At 71.8% G+C, this 12,252-nt stretch carries 10 protein-coding genes; 1 reads left to right on the top strand and 9 read right to left on the bottom strand.

Features of this window, described 5'->3' with window-relative positions; all coding sequences use genetic code 11:
- The 5 genes from AC1VNH_RS11295 to rpmB all read right to left on the bottom strand — a co-directional run bounded on the left by AC1VNH_RS11295 (position 1) and on the right by rpmB (position 3,387).
- On the bottom strand, positions 1-2,034 hold the full coding sequence (locus AC1VNH_RS11295; RefSeq protein WP_483111462.1) for a bifunctional copper resistance protein CopD/cytochrome c oxidase assembly protein: 2,034 nt from the start codon (positions 2,032-2,034) through the stop codon (positions 1-3).
- A gap of 92 nt (positions 2,035-2,126) precedes the next feature.
- Positions 2,127-2,414 carry an HU family DNA-binding protein gene (locus AC1VNH_RS11290; protein WP_137418589.1) on the bottom strand — a complete coding sequence of 96 codons (288 nt, stop codon included), beginning with the start codon at positions 2,412-2,414 and terminating at the stop codon, positions 2,127-2,129.
- 257 nt (positions 2,415-2,671) lie between these two features.
- Complete coding sequence (gene rpsN / locus AC1VNH_RS11285; protein WP_137418588.1) at positions 2,672-2,977, bottom strand: 30S ribosomal protein S14; 306 nt, start codon at positions 2,975-2,977, stop codon at positions 2,672-2,674.
- A 3-nt stretch (positions 2,978-2,980) separates the two neighbouring features.
- Positions 2,981-3,151 carry a 50S ribosomal protein L33 gene (gene rpmG, locus AC1VNH_RS11280; RefSeq protein WP_005051772.1) on the bottom strand — a complete coding sequence of 57 codons (171 nt, stop codon included), beginning with the start codon at positions 3,149-3,151 and terminating at the stop codon, positions 2,981-2,983.
- On the bottom strand, positions 3,151-3,387 hold the full coding sequence (rpmB, locus tag AC1VNH_RS11275; protein ID WP_137418587.1) for a 50S ribosomal protein L28: 237 nt from the start codon (positions 3,385-3,387) through the stop codon (positions 3,151-3,153). Before rpmB ends, rpmG begins: the two co-directional genes overlap by 1 nt.
- 263 nt (positions 3,388-3,650) lie before the next feature.
- Between rpmB and AC1VNH_RS11270 the strand changes: the two genes are divergently transcribed.
- Positions 3,651-8,462: an SCO7613 C-terminal domain-containing membrane protein gene (locus AC1VNH_RS11270; protein WP_483111461.1), complete on the top strand. Its 4,812-nt coding sequence runs from the start codon at positions 3,651-3,653 to the stop codon at positions 8,460-8,462.
- On the opposite strand, the gene AC1VNH_RS11265 is transcribed toward AC1VNH_RS11270, so the two are convergent.
- From AC1VNH_RS11265 to AC1VNH_RS11250, 4 genes are read right to left on the bottom strand one after another with little or no spacing between them, the layout of a single operon-like run.
- On the bottom strand, positions 8,446-9,129 hold the full coding sequence (locus tag AC1VNH_RS11265) for a DNA-3-methyladenine glycosylase (RefSeq protein WP_483111460.1): 684 nt from the start codon (positions 9,127-9,129) through the stop codon (positions 8,446-8,448). The two genes, AC1VNH_RS11270 and AC1VNH_RS11265, sit on opposite strands and share 17 nt — an antisense overlap.
- Positions 9,126-10,544 carry a hypothetical protein gene (locus AC1VNH_RS11260; protein ID WP_483111459.1) on the bottom strand — a complete coding sequence of 473 codons (1,419 nt, stop codon included), beginning with the start codon at positions 10,542-10,544 and terminating at the stop codon, positions 9,126-9,128. Before AC1VNH_RS11260 ends, AC1VNH_RS11265 begins: the two co-directional genes overlap by 4 nt.
- On the bottom strand, positions 10,534-11,298 hold the full coding sequence (locus tag AC1VNH_RS11255; RefSeq protein WP_483111457.1) for a TIGR03943 family putative permease subunit: 765 nt from the start codon (positions 11,296-11,298) through the stop codon (positions 10,534-10,536). Before AC1VNH_RS11255 ends, AC1VNH_RS11260 begins: the two co-directional genes overlap by 11 nt.
- Positions 11,291-12,220, bottom strand: coding sequence for a permease (locus AC1VNH_RS11250; protein WP_307325893.1), 930 nt, complete (start codon positions 12,218-12,220; stop codon positions 11,291-11,293). The genes AC1VNH_RS11255 and AC1VNH_RS11250 overlap by 8 nt, the downstream gene beginning before the upstream one ends.
- Between the last annotated feature and the right edge of the window lie 32 nt (positions 12,221-12,252).

Raw genomic sequence — 12,252 nt, 5'->3', positions numbered from 1 at the left:
TCAGCCCTCGCCGCGGCGCGCGTCGCGGGCCGCGATGGCCGCCAGGCGCGCGTTGTACTCCTCGAGCTCCGCGTCGCCGGTGCGATCGGCCTGACGGTCGTTGGATCGCTGCAGACGTTCGTCGCTGCGGCTCCACTGGATCGCCACCGTGATGCCGAGGATGAGGGACGGGATCTCTCCGATGCCCCAGGCGACACCGCCGCCGACGTACTGGTCCTCGAGCGGCGTCGCGCCCCACGTTCGGCCCATCGAGCCGAACCACTCGGCGGCGAACAGGCCCGTCTGCATCATGATCGCCACGCCGAAGAACGCGTGCATCGCGATCACGACCACGAGAGTCAGCAGCCGGAATGGGTAGGGGAAGCGCAACGGCACCGGATCGATCCCGATGAGCGACAGCACGAACAGGTAGCCCGTGATCAGGAAGTGCGTCACCATCCAGACGTGCCCGAGGTGGTCGTAGAGCGACCACCGGAACAGGTCGGTGTAGTAGAAGATCCACAGCGACGCCACGAAGTTCAGTGCGGTGAAGATCGGATGCGTGACGACCTTCGCGAACGGCGTGTGCACCGCCCACAGGATCCACTCGCGGCCGCCTCGGGTGCCGTCGTCGCGTTTGCGGATGGCGCGCAACGCCAGGGTCACCGGGGAACCGGGTACGAGCAGCAGCGGGATCGCCATCGTGAGCAGCATGTGGCCGACCATGTGCACGCTGAACAGGTACTCCTGGTACGCATTCACGGCGCCCGAGGTCACCCACAGCAGCAGCAGCATGCCGGCGACCCACATGATCGTGCGGTAGAGCGGCCAGTGGTCGCCGCGGCGACGCAGGCGCCACACGCCGGCGAGGTACAGGAAGATCCCGAAGGCGACGACGAACAGCCAGAGCAGGTCGATGTTCCAGGCCGTGATCCACCGCAGGGGCGTGAGCTCCGGCGGTAGGGGAGCGTCGGTGAGGAACTCGGCAGGGGTGCGGGCGACCGGCGGCTGCTGGTCGGTGGGCGGGGGCGTGCGGGCGAGAGCGGCGGCGGCGCCGCTCGCGATGCCCATGAGGGCGAGTTCCACGCCGATGAGCGTCCAGAACCGTCGAGCGCTCGCGTTCTCGTTCATCCGCGAGATGAGCCGCAGGCGGTACCAGGCGCCGAGCAGGCCGAGTCCGATGAGGGCGACGACCTTGACGGCGAGGACCCCGCCGTAGGGGCTCAGCAGGGCGGGCAGCGCCTCCACGCTGACCCACGCACGGACGGACCCCGACACCGCGACGACGATGAACGCGACGAGAGCGATGCTGGAGTAGCGCTGCAGCAGGGCGATCTGACCCGAGCGCGCCACGACCGGTCGGATCACGACCAGCAGCACGAGGCCTCCCAGCCAGACCGCAGCGGCCAGGATGTGCAGCACGAGCGAGGTGACGGCGACGCTGTGGTTCTCGAGCTCTCCGGAGTGGCCCTGCGTCCCCATGGGCACGAGGGAGGCGAGCGCCAGGATCGCGACGAGCAGAGTCGGCGTCCACGCACGCACCGCGAAGGTGAGCACCGTGAGCACGGCGCCGGCGACCGTGGTGATGAGCCACGTGCGGCCGAGCTCGACCTCGACGAGAAAGCGACCCAGCTGCTGTCCGAAGACCGCATCCGCGCTGGGAGCGGCGTTGAAGACGTTGACGAAGGTGAAGAAGCCGGTAACGGCGGCCGCGACGGTGAACACCGCGGCTCCGATGGATGCGGTGTCCAGCGCGACCTCGAACGCGCGATCCTCGGGCCGTAGACCGAACAGCGCGAGCACCAGAGCGCCGACCATGGTCGCGGCGGCCAGATTCAGCACGAGGGTGGCGATCGGAAGACCCCATCGGATGACGGGGCCGGCGTCGGCGATGACGAGCGGGGCGGCACCCCCGCCGTATGCCAGGGCGAGGATGAGAGCGACGAAGGCGGTGACGCCCAGGATGACCGGACCCGCCACGCGGAGCGTTGTCGCCGAGGCCGCTCCGGGCCCGCCCGAGCGGGGGCCGGCGGCGCGGGCGGAGGCGGTCGTCATCACTGCTCCAGCCTAGGCGCGCTGCGCTGTCAGCTCGCCCAGACGACGAAAAGGGGGGAGCCTCACGGCTCCCCCCTCACGGCGTTCATCGATTACTTGACGGCAGCCTTGAGCTTCGAACCGGCGGTGACCTTCACGCGCTTGCCGGCGGGGATAGCGATCTCGGCGCCCGTCTGCGGGTTGCGGCCGGTGCGAGCGGAGGTCTCGACCTGCTCGAACGCGATCCAACCGGGGATGGAGACCTTGGTGCCCTTGGCGACGGCCTCGGAGACGGTGGAGAAGAGGGAGTCGAGCACGCTCGACACGGTGGACTGGCTCTGTCCCGTGGCGCTGGCGATGCTCGCAACGAGCTCGGTCTTGGTGATGGACTTGTCGGCCATGTGGGTTGTCCTCCAGGCGGCGGTACGCCGCTTTCTTGACTTCGGCCCGGGGCTCGGCCCCGGTTGGTCGGATCGACCGAGCACGAATATACCCACGAACCCCGTGATTCCGCGGATTTTGGGCGTGAACCGCCCACATCCGACGGCGTGTCTCACCCGAAATCACCCAAATGGGTCGGAATCGGCCCTCGTGGGGTCCGCGAACGACGAAGACCCGGAACCTCAAGGGTTCCGGGCCTTCGTGCGGATGCGGGTGCTTACCAGCTGGACTTGGTCACACCGGGCAGCTCGCCACGGTGGGCCATGTCGCGGAAGCGCACACGCGAGATGCCGAACTTCGACAGCACACCGCGGGGGCGGCCGTCGATGACGTCACGCGAACGCAGGCGCACGGGCGACGCGTTGCGCGGCAGCTTCTGCAGGCCGACACGGGCGGCCTCGCGCTGCTCGTCGGTGGACTCGGGCGAGACGAGCGCCTTCTTCAGCTCGGCGCGCTTGGCGGCGTAGCGGTCGACGACCTCCTGGCGCTGCTTGTTGCGCGCGATCTTGCTCTTCTTAGCCATGGATCAGCGCTCCTCTCGGAATTCGACGTGCTTGCGGATGACCGGGTCGTACTTCTTGAGCACGATGCGGTCGGGGTTGTTGCGACGGTTCTTGCGCGTCACGTAGGTGTAGCCCGTGCCGGCGGTCGAACGCAGCTTGATGATCGGACGGACGTCCTGTGCCTTCTTCGCCATTAGAGCTTCACACCCTTCGCGATGAGGTCCTTGACGACGGACTCGATGCCGCGTGCGTCGATGACCTTGATGCCCTTCGCCGAGACGTTGAGCTTGACGTTACGACCGAGCGAGGGCACGTAGTACGTCTTCTTCTGCACGTTCGGGTCGAAGCGGCGCTTCGTCCGGCGGTGCGAGTGCGAGATGTTGTGACCGAAGCCGGGAACCGCTCCAGTCACCTGGCACACTGCTGCCATGGTGATGTCTCCTTCTGTACCGTGACGCCGGACGGCGCCACCCAAGATCCCTTGTCTGCGCCCACGATCGACCCGGCCGTTTCCGACCCGGAAGAGGATGTGGACACGAACTGCGCGCAGGAGTGCGCACAGACAAGGAGTCAGTCTAGCACGTGCGGCGTGTCGCCTTGACGAGAGCCCTCCCCGGCCGATCCCCGCGCCACCGTTGTCCACAGCGCACCGTGCGCTGACGCTCTGAAGCGACGCCACCCTGCCACGATGACGTGACGGCAGCGATCGCCGTCGATTCGGGGGAGACGATGACGGACACACCGCAGGGCGGCCGCTGGCCCGCATCCGCGCGCGAGCTCGGCGACCCGCACAAGTGCCCGTCCTGCTTCGCCGTCATCACCGGTTCGCCCTGCGCCCTGTGCGGCCAGCCACTCGACGACCCGCGGATGGGTCAGGTCCTCGCGATCGGCCAGACGATGGCGGATGCGGAGGCCACGCGCCAGAGCATCATGGCGGCCGTCCGCGAGAGCGCCGTCGCCGCACGACAGGCGGCCCTCGCCGAGCGGGCGGCGCTGGCAGAGCAGGCAGCTCTCGCCGCCCGCCAGCACGCCGCCGCGCCGGCCGCTGTCGTCACCGCGCCCGGTACCGTCGCACCTTCGGATGCACCGGACCTCCCCCGACGCGAGGCCGAGGCCGCGCGCGTAGACCCCGTTCACTCCGTACCTGTTCCCCCAACCCCCGCATCCCCGCCTCCCCCATCGCCGGCTCCCGCGCCGGAGCCCCGCCGACGCCGCCTCACCGTGCCCGTGCTGCTGCTCATCGTGGGCGTCTCGCTCGTCGGCGTCGCGGCGGTGTTCTTCCTGCTGCTCGCCTGGTTCGTCGCCGGCATCGCGTTGCGCGCGGTGATCGTGGGGGCGATCACGCTTCTCACGATCGGCGGCGCGTCGCTCCTGCGACGCCGGGGCCTCACCGCCACGGCGGAGGGCATCGCGGCGCTCGGCGTCGTGCTGCTGGCACTCGACACCTGGGCGGTGTACGTCAACGATCTGTTCGGCGCAGCGAGCCTCCGAGCGGCCGTCTGGACCGGCATCGGCGCCCTGGCGGTGGCGGTCATCGGCCGCACGTGGGCCCGGTTCTCACGTCTGCGCACCCCCGACCTCGCCGCATCGCTCGCGTTGCCCGCGGGATGCGGGTTCCTGCTCGGCGGCGCCGTCGCACTGCCATCGTCCGAGGCGCTGATCGCGGGGCTCCTCGGCGCCGCGGTCGGCGGACTCGTGCACGCGCTCCCCGCCCCCGCATCCTCGGCCCGATCGGGTGCTGACGGCGCCCTCGAGCGCCTCGTGCTCGCGATCGTCGGACCGTCCGCCCTGGCGGCGGGCGCGCTGCTGACGCCGCTGTTCGTCGAAGGGGTCGGCGGAGCGATCTGGGCAAACGCCGGCGTGTTCGTGATCGGGTCCGCGTACGCCTTCGTGCTGCGCCCCGCGGCACCCGCGCGGGTCGCCGGCGCGTGGCTCGGCGCCGCCGCATCCGTACTGGCGGCCCTCGCTCTCGCGACCGCGGGGTGGCAGCTCGCCGCCCGGAGCGATCTGCCCGTGTTCGGCGTGCTGATCGCTCCCGTCCTGGCCGTCGCCACAGCTGTGGCGCTGGACCGGGCGCGGATGCGGGCGCCCTGGCTGGTTCCCGCCGCGATCACCACCGGCGTCGTCGCGGTCTGCTCGCTCGCCGTGCACATCCTGATGTGGTCTGTGCGGGCCGCGCTGGCGATCTCCGAGACCTGGGTGCCGTGGCGCACAGAGGCGTTCGAGGCCACCGGCGGCTCGCTCGAGATCCCCCTCCTGGCACTCGTCGCAGCGACGGTGCTCAGCGTGCTCCTCTTCATCGCACCCACGGCACAACGAGGCTCCCTGCGGCACGTGCGCCCGGTGGTGTGCGCTCTTCTGCTGACCTCCGCCGCGGCCCTCACGCTGATCCCCGCGGCCGCGGTCGCTGCGGGTGTCGTCGTCGCGGTCGCATCCGTCGTCGCGATGCGCAGGCGTGCGGACACGACGGGATGGCTCATCGCGGGATTCATCGGCGCCGGCGCCGCCTACCTGACCGGCTTGTCTGCCCTCTGGTTGTGGATCGCCGCGGTGGCCGTCGTGGCGTTGCTGCCCGTAGCTCACCGGTGGGCCGCACGCGCCACGGGCGGGCTCGCGGCGGCTCTCGCCGTGGTCCCGATCGGCGTGCTCGCGGTGTCGGCGACGATCGCGCCGAACGCGCTGGCCGTCCAGCTCAGCGGGGCATCGGATGCGGCCGCCGCGGGCAGCGCCTTCGTTCTGCTGCAGTGGGTCGCGTTGGTGGCGGCGCTCGCCTCGTTGCTCGGTTGGCGCGACGCCGCATCGCGCCGGGCGCTCGCCCTCGCGACGACGGTGCTGCTCGCCGTCTCCCTCCCCGCCGCGGCGGCGCTGGGCACCTCGCCGCTCGCCGAGCGCGCCCTGCTCGAACCGGGCCTGGGCATCGCGCGGGCGGCCCTACTGGTCGTCGCTTTGGTCGCGCTGACCGCACGCCACCGCGAGAGCCCCATCTCCTGGGCGAGCGCCCTGTTCACCGCACCCACGGCGGCATCCGGCGCGGTGGCCCTGCTCACCCTCCTCGTCGCGCCGCTGTTCACCACCGCACTCGTGACGGCGGCGGCGGCAGCGCTCGTCGTCGCGACCGCCGCCGCGGTCGCGCTCCGCGCCCGCATCCCGCACGTGCGACTGGCGTCCGACCTGGGCGCGGCGATCGTGATCGCGATCGCCGCGTGGCCGACGCCGCTTCCGCGCGGTCGGGTGCTGTTCCCCGTGCCGGCGGAGTGGGGCGGCGCGTTCGTCGCGATCGTCGCGATCGCCATCGGCGCCGCATCCGTCACGCACGGCTGGCGGGCGACGACCGCGGGTGGCGTGCCCGTGGCCGCGGCGCCGCGGCGCCTGCTGGCCTGGCCGGCGTTCGCGGCAGCGACCGCGGCGCTGTGGCTGTGGCTCGCCTCGGCCTGGCCCGGAGCCGCCCTCGAGGCGTATGTCGTCCCGCCGGCCGTCGGGCTCGTCGTCTTCGCGCTCCTGCTGAATCGGCTCGGCCGCGTCCCCGAGGCGACGATCGCAGCGGCGCTCGGAGTCGGCGTGGGTCTTCTGCCGCCCGCGGCCGCCGCGCTCGACGCAGACACGGTGCGCGGCGTCGTCGTGGCCGCGGCCGCCACGGCCATCGCCGGGGCGTCGGCGTTCTGGCCGCGGCTGCGTTCGTCTGCTCCCGGACTGGCCGCGGCGACGACGGCGCTCGGCGCACTGCTGCTCGCGGTGAGCGGCCTCGTCATCACCGGACCCGAGGTGGCGAGTGTCTGGGCGGCGGCAGGCGTGGCAGTGACGCTGATCGCCGGCGTCGGCCTCGCGCGGGCGGGCTCCGCAGCCACGGTGAGCGTCGCGACCGTCGCGGGTCCCGTCGCGACCCTCGTCGCCGCGGGCGCCGTCATCGACTCGGTCGCAACGCACGACTCGCTCGTGGTGGGTCTGGCGCTCATGCTCGCCCTGCTCGCCCTGCACCTGGTCTCCGCCGGCGCGCACCGCATCCCGCTGACACCGGCGCTGCGCTGGACCACGTGGGGTGTGGCCCTGATCGCCGGCGCCCTGATGCTCGCCGGCGGCGTGTTCACCCAGGTCGAGCTGGCCTTCGTCCCCGTCGGGATCGCCCTCGCGGCAGGGGCCGTTCTGGCCGCCGTGCGCGCCGACCGCACCAGCCCGCTCGAGCGGGCCGCATGGTTGGCGGGACTCGCACTCACCGCGCTGCCGAGCGTCTTCGCCCCCGTCGAACCGCTGCGCACCTGGCTGGTGATCGCGCTTGCGCTCGCGGGTGCCCTCACCCTGGTGCTGGCTCCGGTGCCCGACGTCGGGCGTCTCAAGACGCCCTCCGTGCTCGTGCTCCTCGCCGCCACCTGGGCGATGGCGGTCCGCAGCGCAGGAACGGATGCGGCGGCACCCACGATCGCGTCCCTCGTCGTCGGCATCGGCACGGTCGCGGTGGCGGTGGGCCTCGTCCGCATCGGCGCGCGGGCCGGCGTCCCCGCATCCGTCGCCGCGGTGGGCTCCGCCTTCGTCGTCGTCACCGTCGCCCTGCGGCTTGACGGGGCACCGGCGACGACCGCCGTGACGATGAGCGCCGCAGCGCTGGTCGGTGTGGCATCCGCCCTCATGCTCGGACGCGAGCGCTGGCGCGGCGTCGCGGCCGTCGCGGCAGTCGCGAGCGCGGTGACCCTCGCCACGGCGGCGGGAATCCGCATCCTGCTTCTCACGGCGCAGGCCGCACCGCTGTCCACGGTCGAGCCGGAGATCTGGAGTCTCGCGGCGCTCGGGCTGGTCACCGCCATCGTGATCGCGGCGCTGCGAACTCGCGCCGGTGCGGGTGTCGATCTCGCCGCGATGATCGTGCTCTCCGCGGCGGTCGGCGCGTTCACGATCGCCGCGCTCACCGTGTTCGACACGGCGCAGTCCACGGTCCGCGTGCTGCTGATCATGGTCGTGCTGAGCGCTGCCGGAGTGTCGGGCTGGGCGCTGCGCCGCCGCAGCGGCCTCGTCCTGCTCTGCGCCGCCGGCGCCTTCGCCCTCGTCACCGCGGCATCGACGGCGCCTGCGGTGATCACGATCATCGAGGTGATCACCGTGCCGCCCGCTCTCGCGGGACTCGCGGTGGGCATCGTCCGGATGCGGGCAGAACCCGCCCGGCGCTCGTGGCCCGCACTCGGCGGGTGGCTCGCACTCGTGACGCTGCCGTCGCTCGCGTACGATTTCGACCCCGACGCGGCGCTGTGGCGCGTGATCGCCCTGGGCGCCGTGGCCATCGCCCTCGTGATCGTCGGAGCGGTCCGCGCTCTCCAGGCGCCGCTCGTGGTGGGCTCGGCGGTGCTGCTCGTGCACGCGATCGCGCAGCTGTGGCCGTGGATCGCCGCCGCCTACGTGGCCTTCTGGTGGCTGTGGCTGGGCCTCGGCGGGGTCGCGCTCATCTTCCTGGCGGCCCGCTACGAGAAGCGGATGCGGGCCATCAAGGCGGCCTTCGCCGCGGTCACCGCGCTGCGCTGAGCGCGGGTCCGGCGCCGCGCCCCCAGCGGAATGCCGAGACGGTGGGGTCGTCGGGGATCCAGAAGCGCCAGGGGAACTCGTCGCCGCCGGCGACACCCGCCACCCCGACGCGCGGCCCGGTGGCGATGTCTCGGCGCGGGCTCACCGGCAAGAGGAGCCGGGCACGAGCTCCTGCCCGCATGTCGCCGGTCACCGCATCGATGCCGTCGTGCACGGGATGGCGCAGCCCCGACGCGTCGCCGAGCCGGCCCGGTCCGCGGGCGAGATCCCGGTCCTGGCGCGCCACACCGCGCGCGCTCCGCCGGCGACGCGCCGCATCCGCACCCTCGACGACCTCCGCTCCGCGCAGCAGCACACCGCCGGCAACCCCCGCAGGCCCGCAGACCACGTTCACGCAGGAGTGGATGCCGTGGCTCAGGTACACGTACAGGTGACCGGGCTCACCCCACATCGTGGCGTTGCGGGGCGTCGGTCCCATACGGGCGTGCGACCCCGGATCGGGAACGTCGCCCGTTCCGCGCCCGTGATACGCCTCGACCTCGCTGAGGCGCAGTACGACGCGTTCGCCGTCGAGCTCGACCTCGAGCAGCGCATCGAGCAGGCGCGGCGCAACCTCCACCGGCAGATCGGTCAGCGCCTCGCGCGTGGCCGGCACGTGGGTCGTCATCGCAGCGGAACCTGGCACCACGAGATGTCGAAGGCGCCGAGGCTGGACACCTCGGTCTCGCTGTCGAGATCCAGGATGTGGGTCTCGACCGTCTCGGGCACCGGCAGGGCGTAGCTCGTCACGTACGGGTTCGTGGCCGCATCCGGCTGCACGAGCACGGCCGCGTACCGCCCCGACGGCGACACGCACGTCTGCAGCAGCGCCGAGCTCGCCGCCACCGTGAACACCGGTTTCGCATGACCCTCACCGTCCACCAGCAGGAGCGAGGATCCCGCCCCGTTCGGGTCGGTGTACTGGCGCAGCGTCCTCTCGCCCGTGAGCGGAACGACGCCGCCGAGGTATCCCGTGGCATCCTGCGCCGAGACGAGCGGCTCCTCCGAACCGTCGACGAGCGAGATCGTGACGAGCCCGTCTGCGCGCAGCACGATGGCCGTCGTCGAGCCGCGGGCGATGCCCTCGATCTGCGCGGCCGCCCCCAGGTCGACGGGATCGGCGCCCGACGGCGGCGCGAGCAGCAACCGGCCCTGGAACGAGAGCATGAGGATGCTGTCGGTATCGGGCACGAAGCTCCACTGCGCCACGCTCGCCGGTTCGCCCGACACGTCGATGCGGGTCGGTGGGGTGTCGGCGTCGGCCGGTTTGAGCGAGGCGGTGTAGAGCACGCTCGCCCGGGCTCCCGCGGCCGTCATATCGGGGTCGGTGTAGGTGTAGCCGATCGTCTCGCCCCGATCGGCGGTCTGCAGGTCCTGGATCGGCCCCGTGCCGGGCAAGGGGAGGGATCGCTCTCCCTGCCCGTCGAGGTCGGTCACGATGAGCTCGTTCGAGCCGTCGTCGTCGACGACCGACATCACGAGGTGCGCACTCGTCGCGCGGAAGTCCTCGATGTGGCGGTGCGTGAAGACCGGGACCGCGTCCTCGCCCGACAGCGAGGTTCGGAAGACGGTGTCGTGTTCGCCGTCCTCGCCGCGCTGGAGCAGGTACACCGACAGCGGCGGGGTGTGGAAGCTATCGGTGAGCGTGACGGCCGCATCCGATCCCTGCCCCGTGACACCCGCGACGGTGACCGTGTAGTCCGTGTCGTCGCGCAGGGGCAGCGTGAAGCGCACTCCGATGCTGCGGCCCGACGTCTCCACCGCGAAGTCCGCGACGGGACTGACCGTGACCTGCGAGGGGTCGATCGCCGTGAGGGTCTGCGTCGTGGTGAGGATCAGGCGTGAGCCGGAGGTGGACACCGCAGCCTGCGGGTCGAACTGCACGTTCGTCACCCTCGGACCCTGGAGGGTCCCGACCGCTCCCGCGGCGGCTCCCGCGAGCGCCAGCACGGCCAGCACGATCGCAAAGGCCCCGAGGTACGCGCGGATGCGGCGGCGCCGGGACTGCTCACGTCGCGACGGGCGCGCGGCGTCAGTACTCATAGGGATCGCTCGGCTCGTCGATCGGCGTGACCTGTTCGGCGACGATCGCCAGCTGTCCGGATCCGGTCGCGCGCACCGTGCCGGAGACGGTGACCCACTGCCCGGTAGACGGCGCGGCCGCATCCGCCGAGATGGCCAGGCGCGCCGGCTGAGCGTCGATGACGCAGTGCGTGATGACCAGACGACTGAGGTCGAATCCGCCGTCGATGTCGCCGCTGACGAAGCCCGTCAGGGTCACCGCGTCGCCCTCGAACGCGTCGGGGTTGGTCGCCGTGGCGAACACGGCAGCCCAGTCCCCCACGCCGAACTTGGAGGTGTCGCCGGTCGAGGCGAGCGAGACCACATCCGATCCGGCGAACAGCGGAGGCGCGCCGACGTCGCGGGATGCGGCGAGCTCTGCCGAGAGGGATGCGGGCGGAAGCGCCAGCATCGTGACCACGACGCCCGAGGCGAGAACGCCGCCGGCCACCGCCGCAACCGCTCCGGGCGACACGCGGCGCTCGTGAGCGTGATGCGCGTGGTCGTCGTCGTGGACCTCGCCGTGGTCGTGGCCGTGGTCGTCTTCCGCGCCCAACGGCAGCACGAAGCTGAGCGCCGTGCCGACGAGTACGACGACGGCCATGCCGATGGCGAACCAGGCGCCGTCGGGGTTGATGTAGAGGCCGATACGGCCGGTGACGGCGAGCACGAGGGTGATGACGGCGAGGGCCGCGGCGAGTCCCGCGCCCAGCCAGCGGGTGAGCACGCTACGCAAGAAGATTCACCACCGCTCCGAGCGCGAAGGCGAACAGCAGGACCGTCGTGACGATCCCGACGAGCGCGCGGGTGGAGAAGGTCGTGCGCAGCAGCGCGATCATCTTCACGTCCACGAGCGGACCGGTCACCAGGAAGGCGACCAGCGAGCCGGGGGTGAACGTCGAGGCGAAGGAGAGCGCGAAGAAGGCGTCGATGTTCGAGCAGATCGAGACGACGATCGCGAGCATCATCATCGCCACGATCGACAGCACGGGGTTCGAGCCGATGGCCAGCAGCGCGTTGCGCGGCACGAGAACCTGCACCGCACCGGCGAGCGCGGAGCCGATCACGAGCGCGGGCATGACCGCACGCAGCTCGACGAGGAACTGCGCCAGGGAGCGGCGACCGCGCCCGCCGCGTTCGTGGACGACGACCTCGCACGTCGCGCGGAAACGGTCGGTCAGCAGGGCGTCGGGCGACGGGTGGCGGCTGTAGAGCCAGCCGATGAGGTTCGCCACCGCGTAGCCGCCCAGCAGGCGCGCGATGAGGATGCCGTCGCTGAAGCCGAAGGCCTGGTGCGTCGTGATGATCACGATGGGGTTCACGATCGGCGCGGCGATCAGGAAGGTCATCGTCTCGGAGACGCTGAAACCGCGCATGAGCAGGCCGCGCGCGAAGGGGACGTTGCCGCACTCGCACACCGGCACGATCATGCCCAGCAACGACAGCACCGCCCGCCGCGCCCAGGCGCGTCGCGGCATCCACCGCTCCAGGACGCCGGCGGGCAGCCACACCTGGACGAGGATCGAGAGCACGACGCCCAGCGCCACGAACGGCAGCGACTCGATGAGCACACTGAGCGCGAGCGTGACCCCGTCCTGGAGGCGCGTGGGGACGTCCGCCGGAAGCAGCTGCGGCGCGAAGATGTAGATCGCCGCCATCACGACGATGAGCGCCAGTCCGTGACTCAGCG

Source organism: Microbacterium sp. KU4F (genome assembly GCF_056868075.1).
This window is presented reverse-complemented; position numbering and strand designations above follow the sequence as displayed.